General features: G+C 62.6%; 19 protein-coding genes. 3 read left to right on the top strand and 16 right to left on the bottom strand.

Features of this window, described 5'->3' with window-relative positions:
* Positions 1–6: 6 nt before the first annotated feature.
* From PSH87_RS08965 to PSH87_RS08950, 4 genes are all read right to left on the bottom strand, one after another.
* Entirely contained in the window at positions 7–1,533 is a 1,527-nt protein-coding gene (locus PSH87_RS08965; RefSeq protein ID WP_305433166.1) for a M57 family metalloprotease, read from the bottom strand.
* A gap of 368 nt (positions 1,534–1,901) precedes the next feature.
* Entirely contained in the window at positions 1,902–2,306 is a 405-nt protein-coding gene (locus tag PSH87_RS08960) for a type II toxin-antitoxin system HicB family antitoxin (protein ID WP_016978509.1), read from the bottom strand.
* A gap of 11 nt (positions 2,307–2,317) precedes the next feature.
* Positions 2,318–2,506 (bottom strand): type II toxin-antitoxin system HicA family toxin, encoded by a 189-nt coding sequence (locus PSH87_RS08955; RefSeq protein ID WP_305433164.1) that lies wholly within the window; start codon positions 2,504–2,506, stop codon positions 2,318–2,320.
* A 107-nt stretch (positions 2,507–2,613) separates the two neighbouring features.
* Positions 2,614–3,741 (bottom strand): cytochrome P450, encoded by a 1,128-nt coding sequence (locus PSH87_RS08950; RefSeq protein WP_305433162.1) that lies wholly within the window; start codon positions 3,739–3,741, stop codon positions 2,614–2,616.
* A 76-nt stretch (positions 3,742–3,817) separates the two neighbouring features.
* Between PSH87_RS08950 and PSH87_RS08945 the strand changes: the two genes are divergently transcribed.
* Positions 3,818–4,513 carry a helix-turn-helix transcriptional regulator gene (locus PSH87_RS08945; RefSeq protein ID WP_305433160.1) on the top strand — a complete coding sequence of 232 codons (696 nt, stop codon included), beginning with the start codon at positions 3,818–3,820 and terminating at the stop codon, positions 4,511–4,513.
* A 117-nt stretch (positions 4,514–4,630) separates the two neighbouring features.
* On the opposite strand, the gene phnN is transcribed toward PSH87_RS08945, so the two are convergent.
* The 12 genes from phnN to ccmA all read right to left on the bottom strand — a co-directional run bounded on the left by phnN (position 4,631) and on the right by ccmA (position 13,385).
* Positions 4,631–5,191 carry a phosphonate metabolism protein/1,5-bisphosphokinase (PRPP-forming) PhnN gene (phnN, locus tag PSH87_RS08940; RefSeq protein WP_305433158.1) on the bottom strand — a complete coding sequence of 187 codons (561 nt, stop codon included), beginning with the start codon at positions 5,189–5,191 and terminating at the stop codon, positions 4,631–4,633.
* Positions 5,192–5,241: 50 nt separating this feature from the next.
* Positions 5,242–5,823 (bottom strand): histidine phosphatase family protein, encoded by a 582-nt coding sequence (locus PSH87_RS08935; protein WP_305433156.1) that lies wholly within the window; start codon positions 5,821–5,823, stop codon positions 5,242–5,244.
* A gap of 215 nt (positions 5,824–6,038) precedes the next feature.
* Positions 6,039–6,437, bottom strand: a complete 399-nt coding sequence (locus PSH87_RS08930) for a hypothetical protein (RefSeq protein ID WP_017734368.1) — start codon at positions 6,435–6,437, stop codon at positions 6,039–6,041.
* A gap of 16 nt (positions 6,438–6,453) precedes the next feature.
* Positions 6,454–7,638, bottom strand: a complete 1,185-nt coding sequence (gene ccmI, locus PSH87_RS08925; RefSeq protein ID WP_305433154.1) for a c-type cytochrome biogenesis protein CcmI — start codon at positions 7,636–7,638, stop codon at positions 6,454–6,456.
* Entirely contained in the window at positions 7,631–8,104 is a 474-nt protein-coding gene (locus PSH87_RS08920) for a cytochrome c-type biogenesis protein (protein ID WP_305433152.1), read from the bottom strand. The genes ccmI and PSH87_RS08920 overlap by 8 nt, the downstream gene beginning before the upstream one ends.
* Entirely contained in the window at positions 8,101–8,637 is a 537-nt protein-coding gene (locus tag PSH87_RS08915) for a DsbE family thiol:disulfide interchange protein (protein WP_305433150.1), read from the bottom strand. The genes PSH87_RS08920 and PSH87_RS08915 overlap by 4 nt, the downstream gene beginning before the upstream one ends.
* Positions 8,634–10,622: a heme lyase CcmF/NrfE family subunit gene (locus PSH87_RS08910; RefSeq protein ID WP_305433148.1), complete on the bottom strand. Its 1,989-nt coding sequence runs from the start codon at positions 10,620–10,622 to the stop codon at positions 8,634–8,636. The genes PSH87_RS08915 and PSH87_RS08910 overlap by 4 nt, the downstream gene beginning before the upstream one ends.
* Positions 10,623–10,625: 3 nt before the next feature.
* A complete protein-coding gene (gene ccmE, locus PSH87_RS08905; protein WP_026136470.1) occupies positions 10,626–11,081 on the bottom strand; it encodes a cytochrome c maturation protein CcmE in 456 nt (151 codons plus the stop codon).
* Positions 11,078–11,254 carry a heme exporter protein CcmD gene (gene ccmD / locus PSH87_RS08900; RefSeq protein WP_003172771.1) on the bottom strand — a complete coding sequence of 59 codons (177 nt, stop codon included), beginning with the start codon at positions 11,252–11,254 and terminating at the stop codon, positions 11,078–11,080. The genes ccmE and ccmD overlap by 4 nt, the downstream gene beginning before the upstream one ends.
* A complete protein-coding gene (locus PSH87_RS08895) occupies positions 11,251–12,006 on the bottom strand; it encodes a heme ABC transporter permease (protein ID WP_017734374.1) in 756 nt (251 codons plus the stop codon). The genes ccmD and PSH87_RS08895 overlap by 4 nt, the downstream gene beginning before the upstream one ends.
* Before the next feature lie 78 nt (positions 12,007–12,084).
* Entirely contained in the window at positions 12,085–12,753 is a 669-nt protein-coding gene (gene ccmB, locus PSH87_RS08890; RefSeq protein WP_305433147.1) for a heme exporter protein CcmB, read from the bottom strand.
* Complete coding sequence (gene ccmA, locus PSH87_RS08885; RefSeq protein WP_017734376.1) at positions 12,750–13,385, bottom strand: cytochrome c biogenesis heme-transporting ATPase CcmA; 636 nt, start codon at positions 13,383–13,385, stop codon at positions 12,750–12,752. Before ccmA ends, ccmB begins: the two co-directional genes overlap by 4 nt.
* A 200-nt stretch (positions 13,386–13,585) precedes the next feature.
* Here ccmA and PSH87_RS08880 point away from each other — a divergent pair, with 200 nt between their 5' ends.
* Positions 13,586–15,163: a flagellar hook-length control protein FliK gene (locus PSH87_RS08880; RefSeq protein WP_305433144.1), complete on the top strand. Its 1,578-nt coding sequence runs from the start codon at positions 13,586–13,588 to the stop codon at positions 15,161–15,163.
* Positions 15,160–15,489: an EscU/YscU/HrcU family type III secretion system export apparatus switch protein gene (locus tag PSH87_RS08875; RefSeq protein ID WP_305433142.1), complete on the top strand. Its 330-nt coding sequence runs from the start codon at positions 15,160–15,162 to the stop codon at positions 15,487–15,489. The genes PSH87_RS08880 and PSH87_RS08875 overlap by 4 nt, the downstream gene beginning before the upstream one ends.
* Positions 15,490–15,537: the final 48 nt, after the last annotated feature.

Genomic DNA, 15,537 nt, shown 5'->3' with positions numbered 1-15,537 from the left:
CCTGTCTCACACACGCTGCTTACCCGTGGACACTTGGCCTGAAAGTCGCGAAAAAAAACCTAGCAACTGCAAAATGAATGCAGACACTACCTTGGCAAGCATCTGGGCCATGTGAGCCTGATTTTCCACGATTGAATCCAGTGGCTGGGGGGGCGCAGGTGTAGGTGCAGGCATTGGTGCCGGTATGGGAGCTGGTGCCGGTGCAGGACCAACCTCTGGGGGGCTGCCTACCCACACTACATCGCCAGCCCGGATCTCGCGTTTGCTGTTGATCAACAGATCCGCGCTGCCGCTGCCCTTCAGGTCAATCGCCAGGCTTGAGCGGCCGGAACTGGCGTCGTGCTTGAGTACCGCCTCACCCGCTCGTCCGCTGAACCGATCCGTGAACACAAGGGCTCGCACCCCCGCTTCTTTCATCGCTCCCGACACGTCGATCTTATCGCTGCCGCTAGTGAAGTCCTCGAGCGTATCAGGCCGCTGCGGCGTGGAATCACTGGCCTTGTCGTAGACAAACGTATCCGCACCGTCTCCTCCTCTCAGTGAGTCGGCGTCGGCGCCTCCCTTGAGGCGATTGGCGACCTGATTGCCGACAATTTTATCCGGGCCGGAACCGCCGACAGCGTTTTCAACCAGGCATCCCCGGGCGATCGACACATTGCCCTTCAACCCCGCAACATCAGAAAACGACTCTGCATTCAGGTCGATCTTCTGGGCTTGGGAAAACCCGGAAAAATCCAGGGTGTCGATCCCGCCCCCATCCCACACGCAGAAAATGGGCTTGTCCCTCGCGCTTTTCAGGCTCATGGCCTCACGCTCGGTATTGGAATTGAAGCCGTAGGTGGTGTCTGTGGCACGGGTTTTGTGATTGGCCCCGTACAGGCGCTGGACCGCCGCAATGTCATCCATCATGGGCGCGGACGGTTTCAGCGAATTGAAGTCGTGACCCGGCTGGTTTCGCTCCGACCAGTAACTCATCACGGTGCGTGCTTGTGTGTCCTGAGCGTACACCGCACCGTTGGTGTAATTGGCACCCTCGCCGTTGTAGTTACCTGGGTGTTGCAGGCCAATGGCGTGACCTATTTCATGAACGGCGGTCAGCATGAAGTGGCTGCTCAGCGCAGGCGAACCGCTCTCGCCGGCGGTGCCAACCGTCGCCGTGGTACGGGTAACGGAACGATGGGGGGAGGTGGCGACGCCACGATCGCCCCGCGGGTTGTTATAGATGTGGACGGCACCGTCCGTGTTGCCCGGACCTTCCCGGAAATTGATATTTGCCACATCCTGCCAGGCCTGGACCGCCTGGCGAACGCGTTGCTTCTGCCGGGTACTGAAACTCTCGTCAACCTTGTAGTTCAGATCGATTGACTGGTCGCTGTTACGGTCATGGAAACGCAAGTTTTCACGTGTGATCTGCTTGGCCGCCTGGTCTGTCGTGAAGGACTGCTTGTGATTGAAGCCTACGCCATATGAACCAGCATCGGATTTAGGTAAACCACAGAAAGTGTTCATTGCGATTGGATTAGAAACATTCATTGTGCTGCGCCCTTATGTTTTAGAAACAAGAAATAACGCACTGGCCAGCCCGGTACCATGCCAGGCTGGCCAACCGTTACCGAGATAAACTTGCACACTAAAAAGCGCCACACCAAGCTGTTTTCAGTTACAGTCGAAACACTTAAAACTTTTGAGACATGCAGCATCACAAGCATTCAATCAGTTGCAATATATATTCAACAACACTAACTTCAGCGACACATCCAATTGTTCTAAAACAGAAAAAACAAAGTCTTAGAAATCGACGTTATTGAACTTCTCCATTTCCCCATCGAGCGGGACATATCCACTCAACATTGCGCGCCACACCTGACCGGACCCAACCTGGCACCCGCCGAGCGCATTTGTCACGAACGCACCAACTTCTCCAAGGCCGCATCCGCCAGGAATGACGAGCGGCTTTTGACCTTGTGCTCGCGCACATAGCGGTCGATACGCTGGATGACATAACCGGGCAAGGTCACATTGACCTTCTCGGTCTTGCCCAGATAGGGCGAGATATCCAGCTCCAACATGCCCCAGCCCATGCCGGCATAGTCTTCGTGAGCGTGATGATTGGCCACCGAGGTGGGCATCGGAATCGGCCCGCCCTCGGCGGCGATCTCTTGCAGCATGATATGGGCCACTTCCACGGCGGCGTTATACGCCTCTTCAAAACTGTCCCCGGCGGTGACGGCGCCCGGAATATCGGGGATCTGAATACCGGTGGCGGTGAAGTCATCGCCCCATTCGATACAGATTGGGTATTGCATGAATGCTCTCCTTAAAACTCAAACAAGCCAGCGCGTTTGCTGATGCTTCTCACGGTGCCCAACGGCAGGTCCTTCTTGGGGTGAGGCACCGGGATCGTGTACGGGTTATAGCGATGGGTAAAAATATGATGGCTGCCCGTGACCCGATCCAACACCCAACCTGCCTCTTGCAGTTCCTTGATCAATAACCTGCTTTGCACCGCAGCCTCCCTGGCCTAGCCTGAATAAAAGTAACCCTAGAGTTATATTTACTCAAGCACAAAATAGGCAAGACTGACTGGCGGCTGTTTTACTGGATGTTGAAAAACTACCCGTTCACAACGTGCGGGCCAGGTGCTGCGTGGTGAAACTGGGGGATGCGGCCGTTCAGCGACGGCCAATAGCTGAACGGGATGGGCAAGACCGGCTGGCGCTGCAACAACGCCAGAATCACCTGTGAAGCAAGCGTCAGCGCGAGCTGCTGGCCGGGGCAATGATGCCGGCCCACGCCAAAGCTGAATATTCGCCGCTGCGGGCGCTCAAGCAGGAAGCTGTCGGGGTCCGGGTTGGCATCGCCGTCCCGGTTGGCCGACGCCAGAAGCACCAGAATCGTATCGCCCACTTCCAGGACTTGACCGCCAATCGTGCAGCGCCGCGCCACAAATCGCCGGGTGTTTTGCACCGGTGCGTCGTAGCGTGCCACTTCTTCCACCAGCGCCATCGCCAGTGCCGGCGTGCGTTGCACCTGCTCCAGCAGGTCGGGCCGCCGAGCGAGCACCACTAGTGTATTGCCGATCAGGCCGGCGCTTGCTTCGCAGGTCTGCGACAACAGGCCGATCAGGTTGGCATTCAGCACGTCTGCGCCCAACCACTCACCGCTGCGAATGGCCGCCAGCAGCGCGGTTTCTTCGAACACATCGCTGAACATCTGCCGCAACTGCGAAGCCCCGAGATCGGCGTTGCGCAGTTGCGCTTCGTCACTCAACGGTGAGAGGCAGGCGACAAAATTCCGCGTCAGCTCGGCGACCACACCCAACTGATCACCGGGAAAGCCGAGCAAATGGGCTATCACCGACACCGGCAGGCGTAACATCCAGTCGTCCAACTGAGTAGCATCACCGCAGAGGTGCTGCACGGCGCCGGCAACCTGCCGTGCACTCACACCCGCCAGCGCCGGCTGGACGGCGGCCCGTGGGCAGCGATGGGCAACGCCTTCGTTCATGCGCATCAGTTGCGCAAACACCTGGCCCGCGGCGCGTTGCGCAATCGCGGCCGGCACCGGTTCATGCAATGGCCGTACGCCGCAGTCGGGATGGACCAACACCGCCTCGACCGTCTGCGCGCGGCTGGCGACCCACAGCCCTAGACCGACGTCGAACAGCAAGCCCGCATTGCGCCGCAAACCGGCGTAATAGCCATAGGGATCAGCATGGGTCGCAGCTTGCAACGGTGTCATTCAGCACATCCTGTTCTCATGAAGAACCGTTACTATCCGCCCTCCCGCACGGCAACGATTCGCTCAGGAACGAAATATGAACGGCCACGACGAAGACGCCGCCCTCTCACAAATTGCCGGTGCGATTGCCGAACCCGCACGTACGAAAATGCTCTGCGCGCTGATGGACGGCCACGCGCGCACCAGCACCGAAATGGCGGCGATTGCCGAGGTCCGTGCGTCCACCGCCAGCGCCCATCTGGCCAGGCTCAAGGACGATGGGCTGATCACGTTGCACACTCAGGGCCGCCACCGTTACTACAGCCTCGCGGGGTCGCATATTGCCCAGGCCATTGAAGGGTTGATGGTGATCAGCCGCCAGAGCGCCAAGGCGTTTGTGCCGAACACACCAAGCCGCTTGCAGTTCGCGCGTACGTGTTACGACCACATGGCCGGGACGCTGGCGGTGCAGTTGCATGACCACTTCATCGCAGCCGGCTGGCTGATCGGCGAAGGGACTTACCAGCTCAGCCCACCCGGCGAAAAAGCCATGCTTGAACTCGGGATTGATCTCCCTGCACTGCACGCCCAACGCCGGCGCTTTGCCTGTGGTTGCCTGGACTGGAGCATGCGCCGCCCCCACCTGGCCGGCGCGCTGGGTGCGGCGCTGCTGCACAGTGCGCTTCGCAAGGAATGGCTGACTCAGGATCTGGATAGCCGCGCGCTGGGGCTGACGCCCAAGGGCCGCAAGGCACTGGTGACGCGCTTTGGAATACAGATGGAAGATCGATGAAAATCAAAGTGTGGGAGCGGGCTTGCCCGCGAAAGCGGTGGATCAGCCCACACATCTGTCACTGATAGACCGCATTCGCGGGCAAGCCCGCTCCCACAGGGGGATGGGGTGCTCAAATCAAATGGCGTTGTCCAGGCAACACAACAAGCGCTCGACCGTATGCGCCAACGGCCCGGAGTTATCCAGCACAAACAACCCCGACGCATTGTCGGCGATCAGCTCTGCGGTGAACTGCGCATTACGCGCCAGGCGCGCCTCAATGTCCGCCAACGACTCACGTCCACGGGCAATCAAGCGCTGGCGCAACACCGCCTGATCCACCGTCAGCAACAACACCAACAAGCTCGGATATCGCGCGCGCGTCTGCGCCAGGTGCGCGCGGGAGCCATTGACCAGCACGTCGTCCCCGGCCGCCAGCCAGTCGTCGATTTCCCGCGGGATGCCATAACACAAGCCATTCGCCTGCCAGCTCAGGGCAAACGCGCCCTCGGCGTCCATCGCGGCAAACTGCGCCGGGCTCACCCCTTGCGCGGCCTCGCCCACCGCCTCCGCCGAACGGGTGATGACGCGGCGCACAATGCGGCAGCCGCGCTCGGCCAGGTGCGGTCGCGCGGCGTCCAACAGGCTGTCCTTGCCCGAACCCGATGGTCCGATGAGATAGATCAACCTGCCTGCCATCCACACACCCTCTTTACCTGTTGCCGGTCAGCCCGCCGGCGGCGGCCACTTTACAGCAGCGCACTGGTGGGCAGTGCCATGGGATGGAAATTTTCCAGCAGCAGCCTGTCGCCGTTCTCCAGTTGCCAGTCATAAAAGTCCGCAAAGTCCCCAAGCGCCAATCCACGGATCACCTTGGCCACGAAACCATGGGCCACCAACAACACCGTGCCCGAAGGATAACGTGCCGCCAGCTCGGCCAAGCCTTGGTGTACACGGGCAACAACCTCGGCGATCGACTCACCGCCTGTTGGACCGACGGCCCATTGGCGCGTGATGTCCTGTGCCCAGAGCTGCGGGTACTGCGCTTTTGCCTCCGCCTGGGTCAGGCCCTCGAACACGCCCACATAGCGTTCGCGAAAGCTGTCCATTGTCACGAGTTCAAGGTTCAACGCCTGGTTAAGAATCTGCGCGGTTTGCTGGGCGCGCAAGCGTGGGGAGACGATCAGCGCGTCGATGCCGGCGGGTAAATTTTGGCTGAGGGAAAAGGCTTGTTCCCGACCGCGTTCGGTCAGTTCCGGGTCGAGCGCACCGAGGTAGCGTTGCTCGGCGTTGGCCCAGGTTTCGCCGTGGCGTACGACGTGTAGGTGCATGAGGTCCATCTCGCGGTTCTGTGGGATTCGCGATGATAGCAACAGCCCCGATCCCCTGTGGGAGCTGGCTTCCCTGCGATAGCGGTATACCTGCAATGAATTCCGCGCCTGACACACCGCCATCGCGGGCAAGCCCGGCTCCCACAGTTGATCTTCGTTGAATTGAAGAAGGTGTTTCAAAGGCATGAAAAAGGCGACCCGGAGGTCGCCTTTGGTTATTGCGCGTACTTTTTGCTGAGCCCCGGCGGCACGCCCTGCACGTTGGTTTCTTCCCACGGCCCGTTCGGGCTGATGGAGCGGCTCCAGCCGTTGCTCCAGCGGTAATACGTACGCTGGCGGTAGAAGGTGTCGGGCTGGTCATCCAGCACGTAGACCTTCATGGTGCCATCCCAGTGGCTCGCCGCACCCGGTGGTGGGGCGAAGGTCGGTGAAGAGGTCGGCACCGGTTTTTTCGGCGGCGCGGTCACCGGGGTGCTGGGCTTGGTGCTCGGCTGCGTCGCCGGGCCCGACGGCGGGATGGTCGGGCCGGTCGGCGCGGGCGGTGGCCGGTGGACCGCACAAGCACTCAAGCCCAATACCAGGCTGAGCAGGGTGATACGTGCGAATGCGGTCATGGGCGTTTCCTCGAAATTACTTGTCCGGACTGTCGATGGTCAGCTGCTGCAGCGCAGTGGTGGTGCTGGCCAAGGGTTGGCTGCGGCCGATCCACTCGCCAGCGGTCGGAAGACCGGCCCGGGATATGCGCGCAACCAGTTGGACTTCGGGGAAGTTCGACAGTTTCAACTGCGGCATCATCGCGTCGGCATCGCCCAGTTCGACGGTGATCGGCAGTTCGGCGACGGTGACGCGCTTGGCCGCCAACGGTGCCGGCGGGCCGGACACGGCGCGGGCGAAGATGAACACGCTGTCGCTTGGCAGGGCTTTGGCCTTCACGTCCGCCGCCAGGTCCACGCGGACTTTGAGCAAGGCTTTTTGCGCGACGCTACCACCACTTTCCTTGAGCTTGTCGGCGGCGCGGTCGATACCGCCTTGCAGGGCGGCGCGGGAGCCATCTTCGGCCGGCAGTTGCGCCAGCAGGCGGCTCCAGTAGTCGATCGCTTCCTGGTAGCGCTGGCCTTCAAAGGCGGCGATGCCCAGCAGGCCGAGGCTGGTGACTTCCTTGGGGTCCAGCTTCAGCGCTTCGTCGGTCAAGGCCTGGACCTTGGGCGACCACTGTTTGTTGTCGGCAAAGTACTGCGCCTGGGCCCACTGGCCAAGCAGTTCCGGCTGGCGCCCGGCGAGGGCCGCTGCGCGCTCGAAGACCTTGGCCGCATCGGCCGCGCGGTCCTGGGCCATGTAGGCGCGACCGAGGAAGTACAGGCCTTCCGGCGAGTCCGGTTGGGCGATGGCGGCGCGTTCCAGGCGCTGGGTCATGTCTTCCATGGACACCGGCGGCTGGGAGAATTCGCGGGTCAGTTCAACCTTGTCGCTGGCACCGAAATGCAGGTACAGGCTCACGCCCAACACCGGCACCAGGAAGGCGGCGAGCAACGGCAGCGGTTTGCCCAGGCGCGACTCGCGGGGTTTTTCCACGCCTTCGGTGTCGGCGAGCAGTTCGCGCGCGGCTTCGGCGCGGCCGGTGTCGAGTTGGGCGGCGTTGAGCACGCCTTCGTCCTGCTGCACTTGCAACTCGGCGACGCGCTCTTGATACAGCGCCACGTTCAGCGCGGTGCGATCCTCTTCACGCTGGGCACGGCGGCCGCGCAGCACAGGGATCAACAGGAAACTCAGGGCAATCAGAAGCAGCAAGCCGGCTGCGAGCCAGAAATCAATCATCAGTCTTGGTGTCCAGCAATTGGTCGAGGCGTTTACGCTCTTCGGGGGACAGCGCGTCGGAGCCGTCAGTCGGCGCGGCGCGGCGGAGGCGGATGATCACGGCCATCACCACCACACCGCTCAGCAACAGCCCGGCGGGGCCGAACCAGAGCAGCGCGGTCTTGCCGGTGAGCGCCGGTTTGTAGCGCACGAAGTCACCGTAGCGGTCGACCATGAAGTCGATGATCTGCTGGTTGTCCTTGCCCTCCCCCAGCATGCGGAAGATCTCGCGGCGCAGGTCGGTGGCGATGGGCGCGTTGGAGTCAGCGATGTCCTGGTTCTGGCACTTGGGGCAGCGCAGTTCCTTGGTCAAGTCGCGGAAGCGCTCGCGCTCGGCGTCGTTGGCAAATTCGTAGGTGTCGATGGCGGCGTGAGCCACACCGGCCAGGCCCAACGCCAATACCGCGGCGGCTAACAGACGCTTCATGGCTTGGCCTCATCGACCAGCGCCTGGTACTTGGCGGCCAGTTGCTCACGCCACACCACTTCGTCGATCACGCCGACGTACTTGTCGCGGATCACGCCCTTGGCATCGATAAAGAAGGTTTCCGGAGCGCCGTACACGCCGAGGTTGAGGCCGAGGTTGCCGTCCTCATCGCGGATATCCAGCTGATACGGATTGTGGAACTCCGCCAGCCACTTCAAGGCGGCGGCGTTGTCGTCCTTGTAGTTGATGCCGTAGATCACCACGCCCTTCTCGGCCAGCTTGTTGAGCACCGGGTGTTCGACGCGGCAGGAGATGCACCAGGTGCCCCATACGTTGACCAGCGCCGGCTTGCCCAGCAGGTCGACCTGGGTCAGGGTCTTGTCGCCCTGCACCGTTGGCAGGCTGAACGCCGGGAACGGCTTGCCGATCATCGCCGAAGGCAGCTCGGACGGGTCCAGGTAGAGGCCGCGATACAAGACCACCGCACCCAGCAAAAACACGATCAGGGGGATCGCCATCAACCAACGTTTCATACCGCCGCTCCCTGCAGACCGAGGGCTTCACGCACCCGGCTCTTGACCTTGACCCGATAACGCCGATCCAGCGCCGCCAGCAAACCACCGAAGCCGGTGAGCAGGCCGCCGAACCAGATCCAGCGCACAAACGGCTTCACATGCACGCGCACTGCCCAGGCGCCGTCGCCCAGCGGTTCGCCGAGGGCCACGTAGAGGTCACGGGTGAAACCGGCGTCGATGCCGGCTTCGGTCATCATCGAACTCTGCACGGTGTACAGGCGTTTTTCCGGGTGCAGCACGGCCACTTCCTTGCCGTTACGGACTACGCGCACGGTGCCTTTGTCTGACGTGAAGTTCGGCCCTTCGAAGTGCTTGGCGCCTTCAAAGATGAAGTGGTAACCGGCCAGGTCCATGGACTCGCCCGGCGCCAGGCGCAGGTCGCGCTCGGCGCTGTTCTGGCTGGACAGCACCACGCCGAGGGCGCACACGGCGATGCCGATGTGGGCGATCTGCATGCCCCAGTAGCTGCGGGTCAGGCTTGGCAAACCCTTGAGCAGACCTTTGTGGCGGGTCTTGTCGAAGATGTCACGCACGCCGGCCAGCAACACCCAGGCGGCGAGCAGGAAGGTGGCGAGCACCGCCCAGTTGAAGTCGCCGTAGGCAAAGCCGGCGATCACCGCCAGGGCCACGCTGCCGAGCAAGACCGGGGCGAGCATGCCCGCCAGCCATTTCACCGGGGTGTCTTTCCAGCGCACCAGCACGCCGACCGCCATCACCACCATCAACAAGCCCATCAACGGGATAAACAACGCGTTGAAATACGGCGGGCCAACGGACAGCTTGGCGCCGCTCAGCGCATCCAGCACCAACGGGTACAGGGTGCCGAGCAGGATCATCGACGCGGCCACCACCAGCACCAGGTTGTTGCCCAGCAGCAGGGTTTCCCGCGACCACAGGTTGAAGCCGACCTGGCTCTTGACCACCGGCGCGCGCAGGGCGAACAGGGTCAGGGAGCCACCGACCACAAACAGCAGGAAGATCAGGATGAAGATGCCCCGCGCCGGGTCGGAAGCGAACGCATGCACCGACGTCAGCACGCCCGAACGCACGAGGAACGTGCCGAGCAGGCTAAGGGAAAATGCCGCGATGGCCAGCAACACGGTCCAGCTCTTGAACACGCCGCGTTTTTCGGTAACGGCCAGCGAGTGAATCAACGCGGTGCCCACCAGCCAAGGCATGAAGGAGGCGTTTTCCACCGGGTCCCAGAACCACCAGCCGCCCCAGCCGAGTTCGTAATAGGCCCACCACGAACCGAGGGTGATGCCGATGCCGAGGAAGGCCCAGGCGACGATGGTCCACGGCCGCGACCAGCGCGCCCACGCCGCATCCAGGCGCCCGCCGAGCAAGGCGGCGATGGCGAAGGCGAAGGCCACGGAGAAACCGACGTAACCCATGTAGAGCATCGGCGGGTGCACGATCAGGCCGATGTCTTGCAGCAGCGGGTTGAGGTCGTGCCCGTTCGTAGGAATCTGCGGCAGGATGCGGCTGAATGGGTTGGACGTCATGATCAGGAACATCAGGAAGCCGATGCTGATCATGCCCATCACCGCCAGCACCCGGGCCAGCATGACTTGCGGCAACTGGCGCGAGAACACCGACACGGCGAAGGTCCAGCCGCCGAGGATCAGCGCCCACAGCAGCAACGACCCTTCGTGGGCGCCCCACACGGCGCTGAACTTGTAGTACCAGGGCAAGGCGGTGTTGGAGTTATTCGCGACATAGCTGACGGAAAAGTCGTCAGTCATAAACGCGTAGGTCAGGCAACCAAACGCAAACAGCAGGAACGCAAACTGGCCCCAGGCGGCCGGCTGCGCCAGGCTCATCCACAGGCGGTCACCGCGCCAGGCGCCGAGCAACGGCACCACGGCTTGCACGATGGCAAAGCACAGCGCGAGGATCATCGCCAACTGGCCGAGTTCGGGAATAAACAAAGCGGCGTTCATGACTCAACCCTCCTTGGCGGGGGTGGGGGCGGACTGGCCGCTGTCCTTGAGGGCTTTGGTCACCTCAGGCGGCATGTATTTTTCATCGTGCTTGGCCAGCACTTCATCGGCCACCACCACGCCATCGGCGTTGAGCTTGCCCAGGGCGACGATGCCCTGGCCTTCGCGGAACAGGTCCGGGAGGATGCCACGGTAGCTGATGGTCACGGACTTGCTGAAGTCGGTGACCACGAAGGTGACGTCGAGGGAATCGCCGGATCGCTTCAAGGAGCCGGCCTCGACCATGCCGCCGGCGCGGATGCGCGTGTCCAGCGGGGCTTCGCCGTTGGCGATCTGGGTCGGGGTGTAGAACAGGTTGATGTTCTGTTGCAGGGCGCTCAAGGCCAGGGCCACGGCAATGCCGACGCCGGCCAGGATGGCAAGGATGATCAACAGACGCTTTCTACGCAGCGGATTCACTTTTCGGTCTCCCGGCGCAGACGACGCGCCTCTTGTTGCAGGTAACGCTTGCGCGCCAGGATCGGCGCGGCGACGTTGAGGGCCAGCACCGCCAGGCAGATGCCATAGGCCGTCCAGACGTACAGGCCGTGGTGGCCCATGGCGAGAAAATCACTGAACGAAGCAAAACTCATCCGCGCGCTCCCAGGCTGTGTTGCACTTCGGCCTTGACCCAACTGGCGCGGGCTTCGCGCTTGAGCACTTCGAGGCGCATGCGCAGCAGCAGCACCGCGCCGAAGAAGCAGTAGAACCCCAGCACCATCAGCAGCAGCGGCGCCCACATTTCCACGGGCATTGCCGGTTTTTCGGTGAGGGTGAAGGTGGCGCCCTGGTGCAGGGTGTTCCACCACTCCACCGAGTATTTGATGATCGGGATGTTGATCACGCCAACAATGGCCAGCACCGCGCAGGCCTTGGCGGCGCTGTCACGATTACTGATGGCGTTGCCCAAGGCAATCAGACCGAAGTACAGGAACAGCAGGATCAGCATCGACGTTAGTCGCGCATCCCACACCCACCACGAGCCCCAGGTCGGCTTGCCCCAGATGGCGCCGGTGACCAGCGCCACGGCAGTCATCCACGCACCGATCGGCGCGGCGCATTGCAGGGCGACGTCGGCGAGTTTCATCTTCCACACCAGGCCGACGATGCCGCACACGGCGAGCATCACGTAGCAGGACTGGGCCAGCATCGCGGCGGGCACGTGGATATAGATGATGCGAAAGCTGTTGCCTTGCTGGTAGTCCGGCGGCGCGAAGGCCAGGCCCCAGACCAGGCCGATGCCGATCAGCAACACGGCGAAGAGGCTCAACCACGGCAGCAGTTTGCCACTGATGCCGTAGAACCATTTGGGCGAGCCGAGCTTGTGAAACCAGGTCCAGTTCATTGCTGTTTCCATCACGGTTGCTTTTCGTCGATGCGAAAAGCTTAGGGTCTTTACTGGCTAACGCTTAGCCAGACCTCATTATTCGCCGACGCTGATCTTCAGGCCGGCCGCTATTGCAAAAGGTGTCAGGGTTATCGCCAGGGCGGTCAGGCTGCCAAGCCACAAAAGGTAACCCGTCGCCGGCATGCCCATCAGCGCGGCTTGCAACGCACCGCTACCGAGGATCAACACCGGGATATACAAAGGCAGAATCAGCAGGGCCAGCAACAGGCCGCCGCGCTTCAAACCCACGGTCAACGCCGCGCCCACTGCCCCCAGCAAGCTGAGGACCGGCGTACCGAGCAACAGGCTCAGGAGCAGGATCGGCAGGCATTCCGTGGGCAGGCCGAGCATCATCGCCAGCAGCGGCGAAAGCAAGACCAGCGCCAGGCCGGAAAACGCCCAGTGTGCCAGTACCTTGGCCAGGACCAGTAGTGGCAGGGGGTGCGACGAAAGGACCCACTGCTCCAGGGAACCGTCTTCGAAATCACTGCGAAACAGCCCGTCCAGCGAGAGCAGCACGGACAAAAGCGCCGCCACCCACACCAGTCCCGGCGACAAGGTTTGCAACAGTTTAGTCTCGGGACCGACCGCCAACGGGAACAAGGCGATGACGATGGCGAAGAACACCAGCGGGTTGGCCAGCTCGGCCGGGCGCCGACACAACAGCCGCGCTTCGCGGGCCACCAACAGGGCGAAGACACTCATGCTGACCACCGTCCCAGATCGAGGTCGCGGTAACCGGCGGGCAGGCGCGTCAGGGTGTGGTGTGTCGTCAGCACGACTAAACCGCCGCTCTCGCAGTGCTGGGCCAGGTGTGCTTCCAACTGGGCGACGCCTTGTTTATCGAGGGCGGTGAAGGGTTCGTCGAGAATCCACAGCGGCGGGCCCGGCAGGTACAAACGGGCCAGGGCCACGCGGCGCTGTTGGCCGGCGGACAGGGTGTGGCAAGGCACGTCTTCAAAACCCTTGAGGCCGACGGCGGCGAGGGCCTGCCAGATGGCGTCACGGGACGCGGGATGATGCAGGGCGCTGAGCCAGCTGAGGTTTTCTTCGGCGGTGAGCACGTCCTTGATCCCGGCGGCGTGGCCGATCCAGATCAGGTTGCGTGCAAGCTCGGTGCGTTGTTCGTTGAGGGGTTGGCCGTTGAGCCGCACTTCTCCGGCCGTCGGTTGCATCAAGCCGGCCAGCAGGCGCAGCAAACTGGTCTTGCCGCTGCCGTTGGGCCCGCTGATTTGCACCATGTCGCCGCCCGCCAGCCGCAGTTCGAGGTGTTCGAACAGCAGGCGCAGGTCGCGTTCACAGGAGAGCGCTACGGCTTCTAGAAGAGGGCTGGTCAAAAGATCGCGGGCCTTTACGGTTCAAGTCGGCGGTGCAGCGGCCGTTAAAGAGAAGTGCACAATAACGGCTTCGGCGACCGATTTTAGAGAGCTGGATCAAATAGTTGTGAGGTTTTTAGCGCTCTCTTTGCAGACGGGCCGCATTATACATGCGATGCCCTACTCTAAAGAGGGCAATTTCCTTCAAGACGGCGCGCGCGATGACCGGTGAGATCAACCTTCCTACGCTTCCACCTGCACCGGCGACCGGGCCCAGCCCTGCGCCCGCCAGCGGTGAATTGCTGAAACTGCTGGAACCGCAGATCGGCTTGATCACCCCGGGAAAAACCGTGAACGCCGAGGTCATCGCCCTGAAGCAAGGTGGTGAAGCCTTTCAGCTGCTGCTCAAGCTGACCCTGGAAAGCGGCCGCCAGACCCTGGTGCAAGCCAGCAGCGCCCAGCCCTTGCCCCTGGGCAGCAATGTCGCGGTGAGCCAGACCCCCGCCGGCAACCTGACCCTCAGCCTGCAACAGGCCTTGAGCGCCAATGTGGCCGCCCTGACCCGCATCGACACCAGCAAGATGCCCGAGGGCACGCTGTTGCAAGCCAAGGTGCTGACTACCCAGATGCTGCCCCAGGGCGCGGCGCAACCGGCGATCTACCGCTCACTGGTGACCGTGCTCAACAACGCCCTGGCCGGCGCCACGCTGACCCTGGAAAGCCCGCAACCGCTGCGCGTTGGCAGCTTGCTCAGCGCCGTGGTGCAGAACGCGCAGACCTTGAACTTCGTGCCGCTGAGCGGGCTCAAGGATCAACTGGCGATCACCCAGCAACTGGCCACCCAACAAAGCCGCCAAGGCTCGCTGGATGCGGTCTTCACCGCCTTGCAGAATCTGCCACGGGGCGCCGGCACCTCCGCCGAACTGCGCGCCGCCGCCGACCGCCTGCTGGCCGCCCTGCCCGACCTGGCCCAGGTCAGCAACCCGAAAATCCTCGCCCAGGTGATCCAGAACAGCGGCGCCTTTCTGGAGGCCAAGCTGCTCGCCGGGCAAAACCCTGGGGTTCCACCGCTGGACATGAAAGGTGCCTTGCTGCGCCTGGTCGCCGACCTGCTGCCGGCCCTGCCCACCAGCACCAACCTGAATGCCATCCTCGCCGCCAACACTCTGGCCCAAGTGCTGCCCAACTTCGTGCGCAGCCCGCTGAACACCCTCGGCCAGGTCAGCGCGCGCCAGGCCCCCGTAGGCTTCCCCCTGCCCGAGCGGCTGATGGCAAAACTGGAAGGCGAAGGCGATCTGGAAAACCTCCTGCGCCTGGCCGCTGGCGCCATCTCGCGCTTGCAGAGCCACCAGCTGTCGAGCCTGGAACAGACCGGCACCACCGCCGACGGTCGCCTGCAAACCACCTGGCAGCTGGAAATCCCCCTGCGCACCCTGCAAGACATCGTGCCGTTGCAGGTCAAGTTCCAGCGTGAAGAACCGGCGCCGGACAAGGACCAGCCAGAACGCAAGGACAAGAAAGACCCCAAGCAGATGCTCTGGCGCGTCGAGCTGGCCTTCGACATGGAACCGCTGGGGCCGTTGCAGGTTCAGGCGCAATTGAACCAGGGCAAGCTGTCGAGCCAGCTGTGGGCCAGCCGGCCCTTCACCGCGAGCCTGATCGAGAGCCACCTGGGCAACCTGCGCGAACGGCTGGTGACCTCGGGCATCAACGTCGGCGACCTCGACTGCCATCTCGGCACCCCGCCACGCGGGCCGAAAACCGGACTGGAACAACGCTGGGTGGATGAAACCGCATGAAGAACCCCAACCCGCCGCGCCAGGCGATTGCCCTCAAGTACGACGGCCAGCAAGCGCCGACCCTGACAGCCAAGGGCGACGATGCATTGGCCGAGGCGATCCTCAAGCTGGCGCGGGAGAATGAAGTACCGATCTATGAAAATGCCGAGCTGGTGAAGCTGTTGGCGCGCATGGAGCTGGGGGACAGCATTCCGGAAGAGTTGTACCGCACGGTGGCGGAGATCATTGCGTTTGCCTGGACGTTGAAGGGCAAGTTCCCGGTGGGGTATGACGCGGATGCGAGGCCGGTGGAGCGGGATATCACAGAGCGTGGCGACGACTACTGAGCACTTCCAGACATACATCAATCCAAATGTGGGAGCTGGCTTGCCTGC

The sequence above is a fragment of the Pseudomonas sp. FP453 genome (assembly GCF_030687495.1).
Taxonomy (GTDB): Bacteria; Pseudomonadota; Gammaproteobacteria; order Pseudomonadales; family Pseudomonadaceae; genus Aquipseudomonas.
Note: the sequence above shows the minus strand (reverse complement) of the source record. Positions and strands in the feature narration are given on the sequence as shown.